The following is a 20283-nucleotide window of genomic DNA, read 5'->3' as shown; positions in this document are numbered from 1 at the left end:
GCGCGGCTGCAAGCTCAGGCGGCGCCTGCCCCCAGGTTCAGCGGGCCGCCGCGTTCGACCGCACGCTGGTAGGCCGGGCGCTGCTCGATGCGCTGCAGGAACGCCTGCAGCTTCGGGTAACGCTCCATGCTGCCGGCACGCGAGGCGGCAGCCTGCAGGGGGAAGCTCATCTGGATATCGGCCGCGGTGAAGCGTTCACCGGCGAACCATGGCGCGCTGCCGAGCTCGCGTTCCATCCACTCCAGGTGCAGCTTCAACTGCGGCCCCACGAAGGTCTTCATCACCTTGTCGACGATGCCGTGCGCAATCGGCTTGGCGAAAAACGGCATCGGGGCCTTGCGTATGCGCGCGAACACCAGGCTCATCAGCAGCGGCGGCATGGCCGAGCCTTCGGCGTAATGCATCCAGTAGCGGTAGCGGACCCGTTCGGCAGCCTGTGCCGGCAGCGGCTCGGGCGAGAGCTGGCGGGCGCTGTCGTAGCGGTCGGCCAGGTATTCCAGGATCGCGCCGGATTCGGCCAGCACCAAGGCGTCGTCCTGCAGCACCGGCGACTTGCCCAGCGGATGGATCTCACGCAGCGCCGGCGGCGCCAGCCAGGTGGTCGGATCGCGCTGGTAATTGACCAGCTGGTACGGCAGGTTCAGCTCCTCCAGCATCCACAGCACGCGCTGCGAACGGGAGTGGTCCAGATGGTGCACCTTGATCATGGCGGTTCCGGCAACGGCAAACCCCCATGCTAACCGCCAGCGTGAACGGGCGCGTCATTGCGCGACCGCCGGCACAGCGCCCGGGAAAAGCAGCGCCAATAAAAAACGCCGGAAGCTTGCGCTTCCGGCGTTCATGGCTACCTTGCGGTTGCGGCGGGTCGATTAGACCGCCTGCACCTGGTCAGCCTGCATGCCCTTCTGGCCCTGCACGGCGACGAAGGTCACCTTCTGGCCTTCCTGCAGCGACTTGAAGCCGGTGCCCTGGATGGCGCGGAAATGCACGAAGAGGTCGGGACCGCTTTCCGGGGTGATGAAGCCGAAGCCCTTGGCATCGTTGAACCACTTGACGGTGCCACTCTGACGATCAGACATGTACTAACTCCTGAAACATAAGTTGAAATAATCGCGGCCACCGGATTTCCGGAGCCGAGACTGAGTTGCAGGCGTTGGTAAAGCGGATCGATGAGCGGATCGTGAGATCAACTGCACCAGGCCACGATTCACGGTGACCCTAGCAAACACAGTGTGGGGGACGATACGCGTGTTTTACCGAAAAAGCGATAGCTGCGTTGTTCAGCCACCTTCCCCCGTCCCGCCTGACAGGACAAGGGATTGGGGCATCCTACACGAATTCGGACGCCCTATTCAGATTTTTCCAGGCTTAATTTGAGCCAAATGGCCGGACGGCTGGCTCTCAGGTTCGGGAACCTTGGGCCGTAGAGCCCGGCTGCCCGGCTGCGCGGTGTCCAATCACCGGACGTAGAGCCACCCCATGGGTGGCTGCGCAATCCTGGATCGAAGCACAGCCACCCATGGGGTGGCTCTACCGCAGTGGTGCGGGGCGCCGTGATGCCAGGCAGAGCCCGGCGTTACGGCGGTTCCAACTGCAGCTCGCTGGTGAACTGCCGAGCCGCTCCGGTCAGCGGATCGTCGAACGCCAGCGCCCGGGCCAGCAACTGCAGGGGCTGGTCGGGATCACCCTCCCCCACCCCACGTAGATCCGGGTACAGATCGTCACCCAGGATCGGCGCCCCCAGCGCCGCCATGTGAACGCGCAGCTGGTGCTTGCGCCCGGTCTCCGGCGACAGCCGATAGCGCCAATGCGCGCCGGCTGCCTCGATCACCTCGATGCGGGTGCGGGCATTCGGCTCGCCGGGCGCCTCGGCCATACGGAAGAAAGGCTCGCCCGGCACCAGCCGGCTGTGGCGCTCGTGCGGAAACGTCACCCCGGGCAACGCCGGGGCGATCGCCTCGTAGGTCTTGGCGATGCGCCGCTCGCGAAACAGGCGCTGGTAGGCGTCGCGCGTCTCAACGCAGGTCGAGAACAGCACCAGCCCGGCGGTGAGCCGGTCCAGCCGGTGCAGCGGCACCAGCGCCGGGTTGCCGGTGCAGGCCATCAAGCGCGCCAGCAGGGTCTGCTGCACGTACGCCCCGGCCGGGGTGACCGGCAGGAAGTGCGGCTTGTCGGCGACCAGCAGATGCGCGTCGGCATACAGAATCGCCTCGCGGTGCGGGATCAGCGGCTCATCGGCCACCTCACGGAAGTACTGGATCTCCAGCCCGACCTGCCAGGGCTGCCCGGGCGACAACGCCCTGCCCTGCAGGTCACGCACGAGGCCCCGGGCAAACCGGTCCTGCCAGCGTGCGCGGTCGATACGGGGAAAGCGCGCACACAACCCGTCCAGCAGGCAGGCCCAGTGACCCGGCGGCAGCTGCAGGCGGCTTGCGGCGACGTGGCCGTGAATCGGATCGGACGGGTGCATATCCCACGCATTATCATGGTGCTCTTTGTTTACGGTACCCCCATGGCCCTCACCGCCACCATCCGCAAGGCCGAACTGCAGATCAGCGACATGGACCGCGGCTACTACGCCACCCACGCGCTGACCCTTGCCCAGCATCCGTCGGAGACCGACGAGCGCCTGATGGTGCGGCTGCTGGCCTTTGCGTTGAATGCCGACGAGCGCCTGGAATTCGGCCGCGGGCTCAGCGTGGATGACGAGCCGGACCTGTGGCGCCGCGACTACACCGGTGAAATCGAACAGTGGATCGAGCTGGGCCAACCCGACGAGTCGCGCCTGCGCAAGGCAAGTGGCCGGGCCCGCGCGGTGCAGCTGGTGATGTACGGCAGCAGCAACCTCACCGACACGTGGTGGAAGCGCAATGGCGCCGCGCTGAACAAGCTGTCCTCCCTGGAGGTCATGGACCTGCCGGGTGACTTCGTCACCGAATGGGGCGAGCAGATCGAGCGCACCATGACCTGGAGCGTGATCATCGAAGACGGGGAGGTCCAGCTGATGTCCGAGAAGGCACACCTGACGGTCACCCCGAGCTGGCGCAAGAAGAAGCCGCAGGCCTGATCCCGCACCGATGAGTACGATCCGCTGCGATGTCCTGGTGATCGGCGCCGGTGCGGCCGGGCTGATGTGCGCGCTGACCGCCGGCCAGCGCGGCCGCATGGTGCAGGTCATCGACCACGCCAACAAGGTCGGCAAGAAGATCCTGATGTCCGGTGGGGGCCGCTGCAACTTCACCAACACCGGCACCACGCCGGCCAACTTCCTCTCGGCCAACCCGCACTTCTGCAAGTCGGCGCTGGCGCGCTACACGCCGTGGGATTTCATCGGCATGGTGGAGCGCCACGGCATCGCCTACCACGAGAAGGAACTGGGCCAGCTGTTCTGCGATGTGTCGTCCAAGCAGATCGTGCGCATGCTGGTGGACGAGTGCACGGCGGCCGGCGTGCAGATCCGGACCGACTGCGCCGTCGAGAAGGTCGAACGCGGGGCCGACGGCTTCCACGTGCAGACCGCGCAGGGCCGCTTCCATGCCGCCTCGCTGGTGGTCGCCACCGGCGGCCTGTCCATTCCCAGTCTGGGCGCCACCGGTTTCGGCTACGAGCTGGCCCGCCAGTTCGGCCACACGTTGCTGCCGACCCGCGCCGGGCTGGTGCCGTTGACCCTGAGCGGCACGCACCAGGAGCGCTTCCACGAGCTGAGCGGGGTTGCCCTGCCGGTGGCGGCGCGCTGCAACGACGTGGAGTTCCGCAATTCGATGCTGATCACCCACCGCGGCGTCAGCGGCCCGGCGATCCTGCAGATCTCCTCGTTCTGGCAGCCGGGCGATGCGCTGCACCTGGACCTGTTGCCCGGCCAGGACGCCGAGGAATGGCTGCGCGCGATGAAGCGCGACCGTGGTGCGGCGGAGCTGCGCACGGTGCTGTCGGAGGTGCTGCCGCGCCGGTTAGCGGTGCGCCTGTGCGAGCATTGGCTGCCGGACCGCCCGGTGCGCCAGATCGATGAGCGCGAGCTGCGACACGCCGCCGCACTGCTGCAGGACTTCCCTCTGGTCGCCAGCGGCACCGAGGGTTACCGTACTGCCGAGGTCACGCTGGGAGGGGTGGACACCCGCAAGGTGTCGTCCAGCACGTTTGAATCGCAGCTGGTGCCTGGCCTGCATTTCATCGGTGAGGTGCTGGACGTCACCGGCTGGCTGGGCGGCTACAATTTCCAGTGGGCCTGGGCCAGCGGCCGCGCCGCCGGCCAGGTGGTGTAACCGCGCTCACACTCTGTGATCGGCGGCCATCGCCGGCATGGACGTAGTCACACGCATCGTGTATCAAGTTTGCAGTCTGGGGAGTAGTGAATGCAGAACGCGAATGACATCACCGTCCGCCTGTTGATCGTGGATGACAGCGGCGAGAATGCCGAAACCATCGTCAGCATGCTGCGCAACAGCGGCATCGCGGTGCGCCCGGCGCGACCGCAGAACGGCGAGGAGCTGGCACAGATCATCGGCAGCCAGCCGATCGACCTGGTGCTGGCCGCGCCCGCGCAGAGCATTCCGCTGCTCCTGGTGACCCAGCAGATCGCGGCCAGCGGCAAGGACATTCCGATGATCCTGCTGGCCGAGACGATCAATGAATCCGAATGGGTCGAGGCCGGTGCCAATGGCATCCGTGCGGTCGCCCTGCGCAACCGCCCCGAGCATCTGCTGGCGGTGGTCCGCAACGAATGGACCGACCTGCATGCCCGCCGCGGCCTGCGCCGGATCGAGGCGCAGATGCGCGAGACCGAGCGCCGCTGCGATGCGCTGATCTCGTCCTCGCGCGACCCGATCGCGTATGTCCACGAGGGCATGCACATCCGCGCCAACGAGGCCTACCTGGAGATGTTCGGGTATGACTCGTTTGAGGACGTGGAAGGCATTTCGCTGCTGGACATGGTCGCCCCGCAGCATGTGGAAGGCTTCAAGCAGCTGCTGAAGTCGCTGAGCAAGGGTGAGGCGCCGCCGCCGCAGTACCAGGTGGACGCGCGCAACCAGGACGGCGCGGTGTTCGCCGCGACGATGGAATTCACGCCGGCCACGTACGAAGGCGAGAGCTGCCTGCAGGTGGTGTTCCGGCGCCGGATGGAGTTCGATCCGGAGCTGGCGCGCGAGGTCGAGGACCTGCGCCAGCGCGACCAGGTCACCGGGCTGCTAAACCGCCCGACGTTCATGCTGCATGTGGAACAGGCGGTGGCGCAGGCCGGCCGAAGCGAGGGTCGCTTCGGCCTGCTGCTGGTGGAGCCGGACCATTACGCACGGCTGCTGCCGGACATCGGGCTGGACTCGGCCGATGCGCTGATCGCCGCCCTCGCCCGGGTGCTGGCCGGTGCGGTCGGTGAAGGGGTGCAGGTGGCCCGCTTCAACGAACACAGTTTCGCGGTGCTGACGGAAGGTGCGTTTGCGCAGACGGAGGCGCTGGCGGACCAGATCCGCGACGCGTTCGCGGCGCAGGTGTTCAGCATCGGCGATCGCTCGGCGACGGTGACGGTGAGCATCGGCGGTGTGCAGGTCGGCGAGAAGATCGCGAGCATCGGCCAGGTATTGGCGCGCGCGACGGAGTGCCAGCAGGCGGCATCGGAACTGGGCAATACCAGCCGCATCTTCGATCCAGCCGCGATCGACCGTGTGGAGGAAGAGCGCATCCAGCGCTGGGTGGCGCGCATCAATGAGGCGTTGTCCGGCGACGGTTTCCAGCTGCACTACCAGCCGGTGCTGAACCTGGGTGGCGAGCCACTGGAGTTGTACGAGGCCTACCTGCGCCTGGACAACAACGGGGAGCTGGTGAGCCCCACGGCGTTCCTGGGCATCGCGGAGGAACACGGGCTGCTGGCGGACATCAACCGCTGGGTGGTGGCACACGCGATCAATGTGCTGGGCCAGCGCGAGCGCGCCGGGCATGCGACGCACATGATGGTGAAGATCACGCCGGAGTCGTTCAACGACCCGTTGATGATCGCGACGATCCGTCGCGAGCTGCAGGCGCACGGGGTGCCGGGCGAGCGGCTGTGGCTGCATGCGCCGGAGGCAAAGGTGTTCACCCACCTGCGCAATGCGCAGCAGTTCCTGGCCGATGTGGCGCCGCTCGGCTGCCGGATCGGGCTGGAGCAGTTCGGTTCGGGCCTGGATTCGTTCCAGCTGCTGGCGCACTTCCAGCCGCAGTTCCTGAAGCTGGACCGCGACTTCACCAGCGATTTCGCCCGCACCCGCGAGAACAGCGAGAAGATCGGCGAGATCACGGCGCGCGCGCAGGAAGCCAACATCCGCACGATCGCGGAGTTCGTGGCCGACAACGGCTCGATGAGCCTGCTGTTCAGCGCCGGCGTCGATTACGTGCAGGGCGAGTTCGTGGGGCCCGCAAGCCCGGTGATGAACTTCGATTTCTGATCAAGCCCATGTCTGCAAATGTCACTGCTTTGGGCCGGCGGCGGTGGGTTTGCGGGACACGCCGTGAACCGCCCTCCGGGCCCCGGCCCAGGCGCTGGCGCCTGTGCGTTCAGTCGCACGCGAGGCAGTGCCTCGCAAGCAGTGCGCCTTCACCCTTGGGGGCTTGTAGAAAACATCCATGTTTTCTACAGTCCCGCAAACCCACCCCCGCCGACCCTTTGACGGTTTGCTGGTGGCCAAGGGCGAGCAACGTCAAATCCGGATTCGTTTTTGGGTCATGCGTTTCCGTGCCGATCGGCACGATCAGCGGAACCCTGCCGCGCCTACCGACACATCATCGTAAAGACACGCCATGCGTGTCTGCTCTTTTTGTACGCACGCAATAACCCAAAAAAATGCCGCCCACCGGGCGGCATCTTTCATGGATTTCCGGTAGATGCCGACCGTGGGTCGGCATGCCGTCAATCAGGTCATATCCACCAGGTTCGGAATCGCCACATCGGTCGCGACATCCGCGTCGTAATCCACGCCGTCCACGCCGAAGCCGAACAGGCGCAGGAAGTCGGCCTTGTAGCCGGCCAGGTCGCTGATTTCGTACAGGTTCTCGTTGGTCACCTGCGGCCACAGGGCAACGACTTCGCCCTGCACTTCCGGCGCCATTTCCTTGTAGTCGGCGCGCAGGCGGCCGGCTTCGTCGACCAGTTCGACGGTGCGGCCATCTGCCAGCAGCTGGTGGCGCAGGCGCTCGACGGCGGTGCCGGTGTCCTTGCCGCCGTAGAGGATGTCGTACAGGGTGTCGAGCTGTTCGATGCAGCCCTCGTGCGTGCCCTTTTCCTTCATCACTTTGAACAGCAGCGAGAGATAGAGCGGCATGGTCGGAATGGCCGAGCTGGCCTGGGTGACGACGGCCTTGAGCACGGACACGCGTGCGTCGCCGCCGATGGGGGCCAGCTTGGCGCGAATGCCCTTGACCTTGTCGTCCAGATCCTTCTTGGCGGCACCGATGGAACCGTTCCAGTAGATGGCCTGGGTGATCTCTTCGCCCACGTAGGTGAAGGCGGTGGTGGTGGCGCCGTCGGCCAGCACGCCAGCCTCCAGCAGCGCGTCGATCCACATCTGCCAGTCTTCGCCGCCCATGACGGCAACGGTGCCGGCGATCTCTTCCGGGGTGGCCGGTTCGATGGTGGTTTCGGTGATCAGTTCCTTATCGGTATCCAGGCCACGCAGGGTGATCGGCGCGCCGATCGGCTTGAGCGTGGAGCTGATCACTTCACCGGTCCTGGGGTGCTTGCGGCGCGGCGCGGCAAGGCTGTAGACGACCTGGTCGACCTGGCCGAGATCCTGCTTGATGAGCTCGATGACCTTGGCCTTGACCTCGTCGGAGAAGGCATCGCCGTTGACACTCTTGGCGTACAGGCCGGCCTGTTCGGCGTAGCGGTGGAACGCGGCGGAGTTGTACCAGCCGGCGGTGCCGGGCTTGGTCTCGGTCCCCGGGCGTTCGAAGAAGACGCCCAGGGTGGCGGCGCCGCTGCCGAACGCGGCGGTGATGCGCGCGGCCAGGCCGTAGCCGGTGGAGGCGCCCAGCACCAGCACCCGCTTGGGACCGTTGTGGATCTTCGGCTGGGCCTGGATGTAATCGATCTGCTGCTTGACGGCGGCGTCGCAACCGACCGGATGGGTAGTGACGCAGATGAAGCCGCGCACACGCGGTTTGATGACCATGAAGACCTCGGAGGGAACGGTGGGCCTCGGGAACGGCCGCACGCAACCCGGGAATCGTAGTGCGCGCGGCTGAACAGCACAACCGACGCCCCGGTACGGTGGAAACGAAAACGCCGCGCAGGGCGCGGCGTTTCCGTGTTTCGGGTTTCCGGCCAATGGCCGGGGCTGCCGTTACGGCCGGCGAGCCAGGGCTTCGACGTCCTTGGCCTTCGGCAGCAGGTCCTGCTTGCTGACGCGCAGGAAGCCGATGGTCAGCATGGGCACGGCCACCAGGATGGAGGACAGCACGACCACCACCGCACCCACCATGTGGGTCTCGGCCAGGCCTTCCATCGATGCGCCGCCATACATGTACAGCGCCAGTGCCGACAGGAAGAACATCACCGCGGTGATCACCGTACGCGACAGCGTCTGGTTGATCGAGCGGTTCAGCACTTCCAGCGGTTCCACGCGCAGGCTGCGGAAGTTTTCGCGGACGCGGTCGAACACCACGATGATGTCGTTGATGGCGAAACCCATCACCGACAGCAGGCCGGCCAGCACATTCAGGTCGAACTCGCGACCCAGCAACGACACGTATGCCAGCGTCACCAGCAGGTCGAACAGGGCCACGATGCTGGCGGTGACCGCGAACTTCCACTCGAACCGGAAGCCGATGTAGATCAGGAAGCCAGCCAACATGAAGATGGTGGCGTACAGGCCATTCATCGCCAGGTCCTTGCCGATCTGCGGACCCACGAACTCGTTGCGCAGGATGGTGGCCGGGTTCTCGGTAGTGGAAATCGCCTTGAGCACGGCGGCGCCGGTGGCCTTGTCCTCGGCACTGGCAGCGCCGGTACCGGGGGCATGTTCACCGTGCGGGGCCAGGCGGATCAGCACGTCGGTGTTGCCACCGAAGCTCTGTACCTGGGTGCCCTCGAAGCCGGTGGACTCCAGGCGGGAGCGCACCTGCTCGACGTCCACCGGACGCTCGAAGCGGGCCTCGATCAGGGTGCCACCGGTGAAGTCCAGTGCGAAGGTGAAGCCCTTGAAGGCAACGATGCCGACAGAGGCCAGGAACACCGCGATGGTGACCGCCATGGCAGCATGGCGCCACCGCATGAAGTCGATCTTGGTGTCGTTCGGGAGGATATGCAGCGGAAACAGTTTCATTGTGCGTGTCGTCCCGTCAGATGGCCACGTTCTGGAGCTTCTTGCGGCGGCCGTAGATCAGCGTCGCCAACGCGCGCGATACGGTGATCGCCGTGAACATCGAGGCGAAGATGCCGATGATCATCGTCAGGGCGAAGCCCTTCAGCGGACCCGTGCCGAAGGCAAACAGGGCCACGCCGACGATCAGGCCGGTCAGGTTGGCGTCGAGGATGGTGCCGCTGGCACGTTCGTAGCCGGTCACGATGGCCGTCTTGCCCGGCACGCCCGCACGCAGCTCTTCACGGATGCGCTCGTTGATCAGCACGTTGGCGTCGACCGACAGGCCCACCGACAGCGCCAGACCGGCGAAGCCCGGCAGGGTCATGGTGGCGCCGAACAGCGACATCACGGCCACCACGATCAGCAGGTTGAACAGCATCGCCGCCGAGGTGATCAGGCCGAACATGCGGTAGTACACGGTGAAGAAGATCAGCGTGAACATGAAGGCGTAGATGACCGCGGTGATGCCGCGCTCGACGTTCTCGGCACCCAGGCTGGGGCCGACCACGCGCTCTTCGACGAAGTCCATGGGGGCAGCCAGCGAACCGGACTTGAGCAGCTTGGCCAGGTCTTCGGCTTCCTTCTTCTCCAGACCGGTGGTCTGGAACTGCTTGCCGAACACGCCGTTGATGTTGGCCACCGAGATTACTTCCTCGTTGACGCGGAAGCTGCGCACTTCCTTGCCATCGACCTCGGTCACCACCGGCACGCGCTCGGTGTAGACCACTGCCATCGGCTTGTTCACGTTGGCGCTGGTGAAGTCGAACATGCGCTGGCCACCGACGCTGTTCAGCGTGACGCTGACCGACGGGGTACCCGTGGTGGCATCGGTGACGGCCTGGGCAGCCACCATCTGGTCACCAGTGACGATCACGCGCTTGTTCAGCAGGATCGGACCGCGTCCATCACGCTGCTGGTAGACCTTGGCTTCCGGCGGAATGCGGCCGGAGGCGATCGCGTCCTGCGCGTTGCCTTCGACCACCGCACGGTATTCCAGCGTCGCGGTCGCGCCGATCATGCGCTTGGCTTCGGCGGTGTCCTGCACGCCCGGCAGCTGCACGACCACGCGGTCGGCACCCTGGCGCTGGATGATCGGTTCGGCCACGCCCAGCTGGTTGACGCGGTTGCGCAGCGTGTTGATGTTCTGCTCGATCGCGCCGTTGGTGATCTGGCTCAGCTCGGATTCGGGCACGGTCATGGTGATGCGCTTGCCGGCGACGTCGTAGCCCATGGTCGGCTGCGCCTTGGCCAGCGCCAGGCGGGCACGCTCCACGGCGGCATCGTCGGTGGACGGGCTCAGCGTGGCGACAATCGCGTTGTCCGCGCGGCGTTCAACCGACTGGAACGGCACGCGCGACTCGCGCAGCGTGCCGCGCACGTCTTCGGCGTAGGCGTCCATGCGCTTGTCGACCGCCGCCTTCTGGTCCACCTGCAGCACGAAGTGCACGCCGCCCTGAAGGTCCAGACCCAGCACCATCGGCCGGCCACCCAGTCGGGACAGCCAGTCCGGCACGGTCGAGGCCAGGTTCAGGGCCACGGTGTAGTTTTCACCCACGCTGTCGCGCAGCTTCTCGCTCGCCGCCGCCTGCGTCTGCAGGTCCGGAAGGCGCACGATCAGGCTGTCGCCTTCCTTCTCCGCGCCGATGGTGCTGATGCCGGCCTGCTTCAGGTCGGCCAGCACGCGCTCGCGCAGGGCGTCGTCGACCTGGCCGCCACGGTTGGCGGTGATCTGGACGGCGGGGTCCTTCTGATAGATGTTGGGCAGAGCGTACAGCGCGCTGAGCGCCAGTACGATCAGGATGACGACGTATTTCCAGCGTGGAAATTCAAGCATTGCCAGGTTCCTGCGCGGCGCCAGTCCCGGCGCCGCGGTTGTGCTTCGGAAAGGGAGTGGCTTAGTTGGCCGACTTCAGGGTGCCGGTCGGCAGCACGTTGCCCACGGCGCCCTTCTGCACGCGGATGTTCACGTTGTCGGCCACTTCGATGGTGATGAAGTTGTCGCCGATGGCCTTGACCACGCCGGCAATGCCGCCATTGGTCAGCACTTCGTCGCCGATCTTGATCTTCTCCAGCATCGCCTTGTGTTCCTTCTGGCGCTTCATCTGGGGGCGGATCATCAGGAAGTACATGATCGCGATCAGGATGATCGGGAACAGCAGCGTGGTCAGGCCGAAGCCCTGCGGCTGGCCGCCAGCGGCCTGGGCGTGTGCGGCGGGGATCAGGAAAGCGAGCAGGTTCATGGTGTGTCCTTGGGTTGGGAGGCGCCCTGCCCTTGTGGGGCCGGGTGTCGCCGCGAAACAGTGGTCAGCCGCGAAGTATGCCACGGCCCCGGGACTTCGTCCTTGGGCCGTTTGGCAGGGTCCGCGCGCCGGATCGGGGCCGGTGGGCCGGTTACAGCGGCGGCGTGGCCATGCCCCGGGCCGCATAGAAGGACTCGCGGAAGGCCTCGAAGGTTCCCGCTTCGATGGCCGCGCGCATGTCGGCCATCAGCTTCTCGTAGTAATACAGGTTGTGGATGGTGGCCAGCATGGGCGCCAGCATTTCATTGCAGCGGTCCAGGTGGCGCAGGTACGAGCGGGTGTAGCCGCTGGTGCAGGCATGGCAGCCGCAGCCCGGCTCGATGGTGTCCATATCGCGCTCGTAGCGGGCGTTGCGGATGCGCACGGTACCGAACGAGGTGAAATAGTGGCCGTTGCGGGCGTTGCGGGTCGGCATCACGCAGTCGAACATGTCCACGCCACGGGCCACGCCTTCCACCAGGTCTTCCGGCCGCCCCACCCCCATCAGGTAGCGCGGGCGGTCGGCCGGCAGGATCGGGTGCATGTGCTCGAGCATCGCGTTGCGCTCGTGCTCGGGCTCGCCCACGGCCAGGCCACCGATCGCATAGCCGTCGAAGCCGATCTGCTGCAGGCCCTCGGCCGAGCGGCTGCGCAGGTCGTGATGGACCCCGCCCTGGACGATGCCGAACAGCGCGGCGTCATTGCCCAGCTCGTCGTGCGCGTTGCGGCTGCGCTGGGCCCAGCGCAGGCTCAGCTCCATCGAGGTGCGCGCCACCGGCTCGGTGGCCGGGTACGGGGTGCACTCGTCGAAGATCATCACGATGTCCGAATCGAGCACCTTCTGGATCTTCATGCTTTCTTCGGGGCCGAGGAACACCTTCGCGCCATCGGTCGGCGAGGCGAAGGTGACGCCCTGCTCGGTGATCTTGCGGCGGTGGGCCAGCGAGAACACCTGGAAACCGCCCGAATCGGTGAGGATGGGGCCGTTCCAGCGCGCGAAGCCGTGCAGGCCGCCGTGGTCGGCGATCACGTCCAGGCCCGGGCGCAGGTACAGGTGGAAGGTGTTGCCCAGGATGATCTCGGCGCCCAGCGCACGGATCTGCTCCGGCAGGATGCCCTTGACCGACCCATAGGTGCCCACCGGCATGAAGGCCGGGGTTTCCACCGTCCCGCGCGGGAAGGTCAGGCGGCCACGGCGGGCACGCCCGTCGGTGGTCTGGAGCTGGAACTGGAGTCGGGACATGGAGCGGTCACAGGGACAAATAGTCGCCGATTATCGGCTCAATCCCCCTGTGGAAACAACAACATGGCATCGCCATAGCTGAAGAACCGGTACTTTTCCTCGATCGCGGCGCGGTACGCCTCGAACACCCGCGCCTGCCCGGCGAAGGCCGAGATCATCATCAACAGGGTGCTTTCGGGCAGGTGGAAGTTGGTCACCATCGCGTCCACGCTGCGGATCCGGTAGCCGGGGGTGATGAAGATCTGGGTCTCGCCCGAGTACGGCAGCAGTTCGCCCTCGCGCATGGCACTTTCCAGTGCACGCACCACGGTGGTGCCCACGCCGATCACCCGGCCGCCCGCGGCGCGGGTGCGGCGCACCTGCTGGACCAGTTCGGCGCCCACGTTGAGCCATTCGCGGTGCATCACGTGGTCCTTCAGGTCGTCGGCCCGGACCGGCTGGAAGGTCCCCGCGCCCACATGCAGGGTCACGTGGCCGAACCCCACGCCCTGGTCGGCCAGCGCCGCCAGCAGGGTCTCGTCGAAGTGCAGGCCGGCCGTCGGCGCCGCCACCGCACCCACTTCCCGGGCGAACACGGTCTGGTAGCGCTCGCGGTCGTCCAGCCCCGGCTCGCGCTGGATGTACGGCGGCAGCGGCAGGCGCCCGGCGTGCAGCAGCCACTGCTCCAGCGGCTCGGGCACGTGGAACTGCAGCACATAGAACTCGCCGTCGCGGCCCAGTACCTCGGCCTCGCCGCCGGCATCGAGCGCGATCCGGCTGCCCGGCTTGGGCGATTTGCTGGCGCCCACCTGGGCGCGGGCCTGCTGCGCGCCCAGCAGGCGTTCGATCAGGATCTCCACGCGGCCGCCGCTGGCCTTCTGGCCGAACAGGCGGGCCGGAATCACCCGGGTATCGTTGAACACCAGCAGGTCGCCGGCCCGCAGCAGCGCCGGCAGGTCGCGCACCTGGCGGTGTTCTAACGCCGCCGGGGCCTGTGGCACCACCATCAGGCGGCTCGCGGAGCGCTCGGCGAGCGGCGCCTGCGCGATCAGTTCAGCGGGAAGGTCGTAATGGAAGTCGGACTTCTTCAAGGGAGCGCACGGCAACGTGTAGACAATGTCGCGCATTGTACGACTGGCTCCCGGTGGCAGCGCGGGAAGCCCTGAACGTCGCGCAAAATGCTGCTTTGCAACAGTTTTTTGCGGGGTTATCGCGCGAAAAACCCCGTGATAGCATCGAACCGGAAGTCTGATGCACGAGTCGCATTGCCCCAGGCGCGCGCCCCCGGTCGCGCGTTTTGCGTTTGCGCCGTGCCGCCAATCGTTTCAGGAGATCTGCAATGAGCTTCATCGAACGCCTCGCCCCCCTTCGCGCCCAGCCCGGTACCCGCCTCACCACCGGCCTGGATGACGCCACCCTCGAACGCCTGGCCGCCGGGCACCCGCAGCTGGTGGCTGCGGTGGACGCCGCCGCCGCCGAATTCGAGCGCGTCCGTGCCGACCTGGCCGCCGTACTGCCGCTGGACGAACGCGCCCAGATCGAGGCGATGCAGGACGGTTTCGTCAATTTCTATGCCGACGATGCGGTGACCCCGTACGTCGCCCTGGCCGCCCGTGGCGCCTGGGTCGTCACCCTGAAGGGCGCGGTGCTGTACGACGCCGGCGGCTACGGCATGCTGGGCTTCGGGCACACCCCGGAGCCGGTGCTGGAGGCGATGTCCGCCCCACAGGTGATGGCCAACGTGATGACCCCCAGCCTGTCCCAGCAGCGCTTCATCCAGGCGCTGCGGCGTGAGATCGGGCAGAGCCGCGGCGGCTGCCCGTACAGCCACTTCATGTGCCTGAATTCCGGTTCGGAAGCCGTCGGCCTGGCCGCGCGCATCGCCGATGTGAACGCCAAGCTGCAGACCGATCCCGGCGCCCGCCACGCCGGCGCCAGGATCAAGCGCGTGGTCGTCAAGGGCAGCTTCCATGGGCGTACCGACCGCCCTGGGCTGTATTCCGATTCCAGCCGCAAGACCTACATGCAGCACCTGGCCAGCTACCGTGGCGAGGACAGCGTCATCGCCATCGCGCCCTACGACGAGGACGCGCTGAAGCGCGTGTTCGCCGAGGCCGAGCAGCAGCACTGGTTCATCGAGGCCGTGTTCCTGGAGCCGGTGATGGGTGAAGGCGACCCGGGCCGTTCGGTGCCGCCGTCGTTCTACGCCCTGGCCCGCACGCTCACCCGCCAGCACGGCAGCCTGCTGCTGCTGGACTCGATCCAGGCCGGCCTGCGTGCGCACGGTGTGCTGTCGATCGTGGACTACCCCGGCTTCGAAGGCCTGGACGTGCCGGACATGGAGACCTATTCCAAGGCCCTGAACGCCGCGCAGTTCCCGTTGTCGGTGCTGGCCGTCACCGAGCATGCCGCGCAGCTGTACCGCAAGGGCATTTACGGCAACACGATGACCTCCAACCCGCGGGCGCTCGACGTGGCCTGCGCGACGCTGTCGCTGCTCACCCCCGAGGTGCGCGCCAACATCCGTGCGCGTGGCGAGGAAGCGGTGCGCAAGCTGGAACAGCTCAAGACCGAGCTGGGCGGCCTGATTACCAAGGTGCAGGGCACCGGCCTGCTGTTCTCCTGCGAGCTCGCCCCGCAGTTCAAGTGCTACGGCACCCATTCCACCGAGGAATGGCTGCGCAACCATGGCATCAATGTCATCCACGGCGGCGAGAATTCGCTGCGGTTCACCCCGCATTTCGGCATGGACAGCGAAGAGCTGGACCTGCTGGTAAGCCTGGTCGGCCGCGCCCTCCGGGAAGGCCCGCGCAAGGAACAATCGCAAGCCGCCTGAACACCGCCGGGCGCTGCCCGGCGACCGCGTTGTGCCGCCATGCGATAATGGCGGCCTGTATTGCGGAACCCACCCCGTCACGAAACCGGTTCATCGGTCATCGGCGGGGCTTTTTCGTTTCCGCTGCAGCACCTTAGAACACAGGAAGATCCAATGAAGTCGATTTGCGTTTACTGCGGCTCCAACGCCGGCAGCAAGCCCATTTATACCGAACGCGCCATCGCGCTCGGCGACCGCATCGCCCGCGACGGCCTGCGCCTGGTCTACGGCGGCGGCAACGTCGGCCTGATGGGCACCGTGGCCAACGCCGTGCTGGAAGGCGGCGGCCAGGTCACCGGCGTCATTCCGCAGCAGCTGGCGGACTGGGAAGTGGCCCACCGCGGCCTGACCGAACTGGAAATCGTCGGTTCGATGCACGAGCGCAAGTCGCGCATGTTCGATCTTTCCGATGCGTTCGTCGCCCTGCCCGGCGGCTTCGGCACCATGGAAGAAATCTTCGAGATGCTGACCTGGCGCCAGCTCGGCATCGGCAACAAGCCGTGCGCCTTCCTGGACGTGGACGGTTTCTACGCCCCCCTCATCGGCATGATCGACCGCATGGTCGAAGAGCGTTTCCTGCACCCCGAGCAGCGCGCCGACCTGTGGTACGGCTCGGACATCGACGCCATGCTGGATTGGATGCGCGCCTATGAGCCCGCGCAGGCGTCGAAGTGGATCGACGAGAAGCGGCGCACCGCGTTGCGGTAGTAGAGCGGGGCTCTGCCCCGCTTTCCGGTATCACCCGATGACAAACGTGTCCATCGGCGCAGGGCGACCCAGCAGGTAGCCCTGGCCGTAGTCGCAGCCCAGCTGCAGCAGCGTCTGCTGCTGGGCCATGTTCTCGATGCCCTCGCCCACCGTTTCGATGCCCAGCGTGCGTGCCAGCGACAGCACGCCCTGTACCAGCGCGTAGGTGCTCTGGATGTCCTGGCCATGCAGCCCGGCGATGAAACTCTGGTCGATCTTCAGCGTCGAAATCGGGAAGCGGTGCAGGTAGGACAGCGCCGAGAAGCCGGTGCCGAAATCATCCAGCTGGACCAGTACGCCGCGCTCGCGCAGCGTCTGCAGAATGCGCAGGGTGCGCGGGCCGTCGTCAAGCAGCGCCACCTCGGTGATCTCCAGCCGCAACCGGCGCGGGTCGGCGCCGGCCGCTTCGATCAGCCCGAACAGGCGTGAACTGAAATCCGCCGAGCGGAAGTGCCGCGGCGACACGTTGACCGACAGATAGCCCTCGCCGCCGCGGGCCAGCTGGCCGATCACCTCTTCGTACAGCAGCCAGTCCACCTGCTCGATCAGGCCACTCTCCTCGCCCAGGTCCAGGAACGCGCTGGGCAGCAGCAGCCCGCGGCGCTCATGCCGCCAGCGCAGCAGCGCCTCGTAGCCGACCACCTCGCCATCGGTGAGGCGCACGATCGGCTGGTAATACGGCAGGAAATCGCGGTTGTTGATGGCACGGCGCAGATCCGCTTCCAGGTCCAGGCTGCGCAGGGCTTCCTCGCGCATGGCCTCGTCGAACACGGCGCAGCGGTCCTTGCCCTGGGCCTTGGCCCGGTACATCGCCGCATCGGCGTCGCGCACCATTTCCTCGCCGTTGCGGTAGCGCGGGCTCCACATCGCGATGCCGAGGCTGCCGGACGGGAACAGCTCGCGGCCCTGCACCCACATCGACTCCTCCAGCGCCACCAGCATGCGCTGCGAGAATTCGCGCGCCGAAGACAGCCCCTGCTCGCATTCGAGCAGGATCGCGAATTCATCGCCTCCCAGCCGCGCCACCACGTCGTCGCCGGCCACCATCGAGACGATCCGCTTGGCCACTTCGACCAGCATCTGGTCGCCGGCGGCGTGGCCGATGCTGTCATTGACCAGCTTGAAGCGGTCCAGGTCCAGGAACAGCACGGCAAAACGCAGCCCGTCGCGCGAGCGCGCACGGGCGATGGCATCCTCCAGGCGGTCCAGCAGGTGCGCGCGGTTGGGCAACCCCGTCAACGCATCGTGCAGCGCCTGGTGGGTCAGCCGCTGTTCGGCGCGCAGGCGTTCGCCGATCTGGCCCAGCAGCTTGCCGTTGACCTCGGCCAGCTCGCGGGTGCGTTCCTCCACGCGCTTCTCCAGCTCGGCATGCGCGTTGCGCAGCCGTTCCTGGTCGCGCTGGCGGGCCAGGCCGTTGCCGATGTTCTGCGCCACGAAGGTCAGCAGGCGCTGGTCGTGCGCGGTAAAGCTGATCTCCGGCGAGTAGCTCTGCACCACGATCACGCCCACCACGTCGTCGTCGCTGAGCAGCGGCACGCCCAGCCAGCAATGCGAGCGCGCGCCGAACTCGTTCACGCTGCCGGATGCACGCAGCGCGTCGATATGCGCGCGCGAGGCCAGCAGCGGCTGCCGGTTGCGCACGATGTACTCGGTCAGGCCCTTGCTGAACGGCCGCGAGGCGCGCGCCGGGTTGTACTCGTCCACGGAATAGACGAACTCCAGCCCTTCGCCGCTCTCGTCCACCAGTGCGATGTAGAAATTGCGAGCGTCCAGCAGCGTGCCCACCACCCCGTGCACCTGCACGTAGAACTGGGACAGGCTCTCGGCGCTCATCGCCATTTCGGCGATATTGAACAGTGCCAGCTGCAGCTTCTCCGCACGGCGCCGCTCGACGACCTCGTCCTGCAGGCTGTGGTTGGCACGCTGCAGCTCCAGCGTGCGCCGCTCCACCTGGCGCTCCAGCTGCACCTGCGCCTGGCGCCGGTCCATCGCGGTCAGGATGTGCTGGGCCACATACCCCAGCAGGGTGCGGTCGGCCTCGTTGTAGCGCACCCGCTGTTCATAGCTCTGCACCACGATCGCCCCGCAGACGCGGCCCTCGCGCAGCATCGGCACGCCCAGCCAGTCCAGGCTCTCCGGCCCCCGGCGGGGGTCGTACTCGTCGGTCATCGCCGCCAGCAGCTCATTGGATGGCCCGCTGAGCGGCTGGCCATGGCGCAGCAGCGCGAAGGTGAGGCTGCGCGGCATTTCATGTTCTTCGTAGCTGCGATCCGGATCGGCGACGAAGCTGTCGCGCTGGTCGGCGAAGTACAGGAAGCGGATCCGCCGGCGCACATCGTCGTACTCGACGATGTAGCAGTTCTGGGCGTACATCAGCGAATTCAGTACCCGATGGAAATGCCGGAGCATCTCGGTCATTTCCAGGTCGGCACCGGCCAGGTCCGCGATCTCGTACAGCGCCTGCTGCAGGCGCTTGGAGGTGTCCAGCGATGTGATCTGCTCGCGTTGCCGGGCCAGGGTCAAGGCATCCTGCAGCCAGGGCCGGGCGACGGCCCACCACGCCTTATCCGGCGGCGTGCCGTCGGGCAGCACCGCACGGATGGCCAGTTCGCCGCCCTCGTGCTGCCACCGGCGCAGGGGGCCATCCACCGATGCGGGACTGCCCAGCAGCGCGTCCAGCGTGATGGCGTCCGCCGACGATGCTGCCGGCTGCTGCAGGCAGCCCTCGCCCACGCCTGCTTCGGACCAGCCCAGGGCCACCTGCGCGCCATCGGGCAACAACGCGCACAGCGTCCGCGCAAGCGCGGTGGAAACCACCGCGCCACGGTCAGGATGCCCCGCGGACGTCTCTACCTGGCTGGACAGCATGTTCATCTCTATCTGGCGACGGAAGCCCGGCACCTCCCCTGTGCCCGGAGCATAACGCGCCACCCCGGGGGCAGTGGAAGCCCGACAACCCCGTTTGTCGCCGATGGACGTTGATGCTTGTGTGTTCCCTCCCTGCCCGCCCCTTGTGATGCCCATTGCTGCGCCAGCCAGGCAGGGCCTGGCTCTACCGATCCGTCCAGCCAGGCAGGGCCTGGCTCTACCCCGCTCCCCGCTGCTCGGCTATGCGGGGGCCCATTCAGCGCTTACTCTGTGCGCCGTGGATGCCGCCGCCCTGCCAACCGACGAGTCGCTGATGCTGGCCTGGGCCGGTGGCGACCTGCGTGCGTTCGAGACCCTGTACACGCGGCATCGCAACCGCCTGTACAGCTTCCTGCTGCGCCAGCTGCGCGATGCGGCGCTGGCCGACGAGATGTTCCAGGACGTCTGGCAGCGGGTCATTGCCGCCCGGGCCGGTTGGCAGCCCGAGGCCGCCTTCACCACGTGGCTGTTCCGCATTGCCCATAATCGGCTCAATGACCACTGGCGCGCCTCACGGCATCGCCCTGCAGCACCCGGCGATGCCGACGAGCGGGTGGCGCGGATGAGCGACAGCCGCACCCCTGAGACCCAGCTGTCCGACTTCGAACAGCGCCGCCGGCTGCAGCTGGCGATGGAGCAGTTGCCCGAGGAGCAGCGCACGGTGCTGCAGCTCCGGCTGGAGCAGGAGCTGAGCCTGGAGGACATCGCCGAGATCACCGGCGTGGGCCGCGAGACGGTCAAATCGCGCCTGCGCTACGCGATGGACAAGCTGCGTGCGGAGTTGAACCCATGAACCGCCCTGACCCGCTGACGCCGGAAGAACGCGAGCTGGCCCGCCTGCTCGGCCGGGCCGCGCCGAGCGCGCCGTCCGCCGCGCTGGACGAGGCCGTGCTCGCCGCCGCGCGCGCGGCCGTGCAGCCC

16 protein-coding genes are annotated in these 20283 nt (G+C 66.9%); 6 read left to right on the top strand and 10 right to left on the bottom strand.

Translation table 11 applies throughout. From position 1 onward, the window contains the following. Positions 1 to 14 precede the first annotated feature (14 nt). From ACOZHM_RS20150 to ACOZHM_RS20140, 3 genes are all read right to left on the bottom strand, one after another. Entirely contained in the window at positions 15 to 707 is a 693-nt protein-coding gene (locus ACOZHM_RS20150; protein ID WP_421571126.1) for a glutathione S-transferase family protein, read from the bottom strand. 162 nt (positions 708 to 869) lie between these two features. Beyond that, positions 870 to 1079, bottom strand: a complete 210-nt coding sequence (locus tag ACOZHM_RS20145; RefSeq protein WP_006451993.1) for a cold-shock protein — start codon at positions 1077 to 1079, stop codon at positions 870 to 872. Positions 1080 to 1576: 497 nt separating this feature from the next. Next, positions 1577 to 2470: a pseudouridine synthase gene (locus ACOZHM_RS20140; RefSeq protein ID WP_421571124.1), complete on the bottom strand. Its 894-nt coding sequence runs from the start codon at positions 2468 to 2470 to the stop codon at positions 1577 to 1579. A gap of 42 nt (positions 2471 to 2512) precedes the next feature. Between ACOZHM_RS20140 and ACOZHM_RS20135 the strand changes: the two genes are divergently transcribed. From ACOZHM_RS20135 to ACOZHM_RS20125, 3 genes are all read left to right on the top strand, one after another. Then, positions 2513 to 3067 (top strand): YaeQ family protein, encoded by a 555-nt coding sequence (locus tag ACOZHM_RS20135; protein ID WP_421571122.1) that lies wholly within the window; start codon positions 2513 to 2515, stop codon positions 3065 to 3067. 10 nt (positions 3068 to 3077) lie between these two features. Further along, positions 3078 to 4262 (top strand): NAD(P)/FAD-dependent oxidoreductase, encoded by a 1185-nt coding sequence (locus ACOZHM_RS20130; protein WP_421571121.1) that lies wholly within the window; start codon positions 3078 to 3080, stop codon positions 4260 to 4262. A gap of 90 nt (positions 4263 to 4352) precedes the next feature. Further along, on the top strand, positions 4353 to 6419 hold the full coding sequence (locus tag ACOZHM_RS20125) for an EAL domain-containing protein (RefSeq protein ID WP_421571120.1): 2067 nt from the start codon (positions 4353 to 4355) through the stop codon (positions 6417 to 6419). Between the two features lie 465 nt (positions 6420 to 6884). Here the strand turns inward: ACOZHM_RS20125 and fabV are convergent, their stop codons facing one another. The 6 genes from fabV to queA all read right to left on the bottom strand — a co-directional run bounded on the left by fabV (position 6885) and on the right by queA (position 13960). Then, positions 6885 to 8141, bottom strand: coding sequence for an enoyl-ACP reductase FabV (gene fabV, locus ACOZHM_RS20120; protein WP_421571119.1), 1257 nt, complete (start codon positions 8139 to 8141; stop codon positions 6885 to 6887). 171 nt (positions 8142 to 8312) lie between these two features. Beyond that, the gene (gene secF / locus ACOZHM_RS20115) at positions 8313 to 9293 is read right to left on the bottom strand and encodes a protein translocase subunit SecF (protein WP_421571117.1); all 981 of its coding nucleotides are present in this window, start codon (positions 9291 to 9293) and stop codon (positions 8313 to 8315) included. Between the two features lie 16 nt (positions 9294 to 9309). Beyond that, the gene (secD, locus tag ACOZHM_RS20110; RefSeq protein WP_421571115.1) at positions 9310 to 11166 is read right to left on the bottom strand and encodes a protein translocase subunit SecD; all 1857 of its coding nucleotides are present in this window, start codon (positions 11164 to 11166) and stop codon (positions 9310 to 9312) included. Between the two features lie 61 nt (positions 11167 to 11227). Beyond that, a complete protein-coding gene (gene yajC, locus ACOZHM_RS20105) occupies positions 11228 to 11572 on the bottom strand; it encodes a preprotein translocase subunit YajC (protein ID WP_313342504.1) in 345 nt (114 codons plus the stop codon). Positions 11573 to 11723: 151 nt separating this feature from the next. Beyond that, positions 11724 to 12854 carry a tRNA guanosine(34) transglycosylase Tgt gene (tgt, locus tag ACOZHM_RS20100; RefSeq protein ID WP_421571113.1) on the bottom strand — a complete coding sequence of 377 codons (1131 nt, stop codon included), beginning with the start codon at positions 12852 to 12854 and terminating at the stop codon, positions 11724 to 11726. A 38-nt stretch (positions 12855 to 12892) separates the two neighbouring features. Further along, the gene (queA, locus tag ACOZHM_RS20095) at positions 12893 to 13960 is read right to left on the bottom strand and encodes a tRNA preQ1(34) S-adenosylmethionine ribosyltransferase-isomerase QueA (protein ID WP_421571111.1); all 1068 of its coding nucleotides are present in this window, start codon (positions 13958 to 13960) and stop codon (positions 12893 to 12895) included. 212 nt (positions 13961 to 14172) lie between these two features. Here queA and ACOZHM_RS20090 point away from each other — a divergent pair, with 212 nt between their 5' ends. Together ACOZHM_RS20090 and ACOZHM_RS20085 are read left to right on the top strand one after the other, a co-directional pair. Beyond that, positions 14173 to 15669 carry an aminotransferase class III-fold pyridoxal phosphate-dependent enzyme gene (locus ACOZHM_RS20090; protein ID WP_421571109.1) on the top strand — a complete coding sequence of 499 codons (1497 nt, stop codon included), beginning with the start codon at positions 14173 to 14175 and terminating at the stop codon, positions 15667 to 15669. A gap of 153 nt (positions 15670 to 15822) precedes the next feature. Continuing rightward, complete coding sequence (locus ACOZHM_RS20085; RefSeq protein ID WP_421571107.1) at positions 15823 to 16416, top strand: TIGR00730 family Rossman fold protein; 594 nt, start codon at positions 15823 to 15825, stop codon at positions 16414 to 16416. A gap of 30 nt (positions 16417 to 16446) precedes the next feature. Here the strand turns inward: ACOZHM_RS20085 and ACOZHM_RS20080 are convergent, their stop codons facing one another. After that, positions 16447 to 19329 (bottom strand): bifunctional diguanylate cyclase/phosphodiesterase, encoded by a 2883-nt coding sequence (locus ACOZHM_RS20080; protein WP_421571105.1) that lies wholly within the window; start codon positions 19327 to 19329, stop codon positions 16447 to 16449. A 271-nt stretch (positions 19330 to 19600) separates the two neighbouring features. Between ACOZHM_RS20080 and ACOZHM_RS20075 the strand changes: the two genes are divergently transcribed. Then, positions 19601 to 20155, top strand: a complete 555-nt coding sequence (locus tag ACOZHM_RS20075) for an RNA polymerase sigma factor (RefSeq protein WP_421571103.1) — start codon at positions 19601 to 19603, stop codon at positions 20153 to 20155. The last annotated feature ends 128 nt before the right edge of the window (positions 20156 to 20283 follow it).

It is taken from the genome of Stenotrophomonas sp. PD6 (assembly GCF_049199305.1).
Classification (GTDB): domain Bacteria; phylum Pseudomonadota; class Gammaproteobacteria; order Xanthomonadales; family Xanthomonadaceae; genus Stenotrophomonas.
The sequence above is the reverse complement of the archived record's forward strand: the minus strand, read 5'-3'. Positions and strand labels throughout refer to the sequence as shown.

What these genes read in the sequence shown, in the direction of transcription:
- ACOZHM_RS20090 (WP_421571109.1), top strand. Translation starts at nt 14,173, where the DNA reads ATGAGCTTCATCGAACGCCTCGCCCCCCTTCGCGCCCAGCCCGGTACC.
- secD (WP_421571115.1), bottom strand. Translation starts at nt 11,166, where the DNA reads ATGCTTGAATTTCCACGCTGGAAATACGTCGTCATCCTGATCGTACTG.
- ACOZHM_RS20130 (WP_421571121.1), top strand. Translation starts at nt 3,078, where the DNA reads ATGAGTACGATCCGCTGCGATGTCCTGGTGATCGGCGCCGGTGCGGCC.
- queA (WP_421571111.1), bottom strand. Translation starts at nt 13,960, where the DNA reads ATGCGCGACATTGTCTACACGTTGCCGTGCGCTCCCTTGAAGAAGTCC.
- ACOZHM_RS20125 (WP_421571120.1), top strand. Translation starts at nt 4,353, where the DNA reads ATGCAGAACGCGAATGACATCACCGTCCGCCTGTTGATCGTGGATGAC.
- ACOZHM_RS20135 (WP_421571122.1), top strand. Translation starts at nt 2,513, where the DNA reads ATGGCCCTCACCGCCACCATCCGCAAGGCCGAACTGCAGATCAGCGAC.
- ACOZHM_RS20085 (WP_421571107.1), top strand. Translation starts at nt 15,823, where the DNA reads ATGAAGTCGATTTGCGTTTACTGCGGCTCCAACGCCGGCAGCAAGCCC.
- fabV (WP_421571119.1), bottom strand. Translation starts at nt 8,141, where the DNA reads ATGGTCATCAAACCGCGTGTGCGCGGCTTCATCTGCGTCACTACCCAT.
- ACOZHM_RS20080 (WP_421571105.1), bottom strand. Translation starts at nt 19,329, where the DNA reads ATGAACATGCTGTCCAGCCAGGTAGAGACGTCCGCGGGGCATCCTGAC.
- ACOZHM_RS20145 (WP_006451993.1), bottom strand. Translation starts at nt 1,079, where the DNA reads ATGTCTGATCGTCAGAGTGGCACCGTCAAGTGGTTCAACGATGCCAAG.
- secF (WP_421571117.1), bottom strand. Translation starts at nt 9,293, where the DNA reads ATGAAACTGTTTCCGCTGCATATCCTCCCGAACGACACCAAGATCGAC.
- yajC (WP_313342504.1), bottom strand. Translation starts at nt 11,572, where the DNA reads ATGAACCTGCTCGCTTTCCTGATCCCCGCCGCACACGCCCAGGCCGCT.
- ACOZHM_RS20140 (WP_421571124.1), bottom strand. Translation starts at nt 2,470, where the DNA reads ATGCACCCGTCCGATCCGATTCACGGCCACGTCGCCGCAAGCCGCCTG.
- ACOZHM_RS20150 (WP_421571126.1), bottom strand. Translation starts at nt 707, where the DNA reads ATGATCAAGGTGCACCATCTGGACCACTCCCGTTCGCAGCGCGTGCTG.
- tgt (WP_421571113.1), bottom strand. Translation starts at nt 12,854, where the DNA reads ATGTCCCGACTCCAGTTCCAGCTCCAGACCACCGACGGGCGTGCCCGC.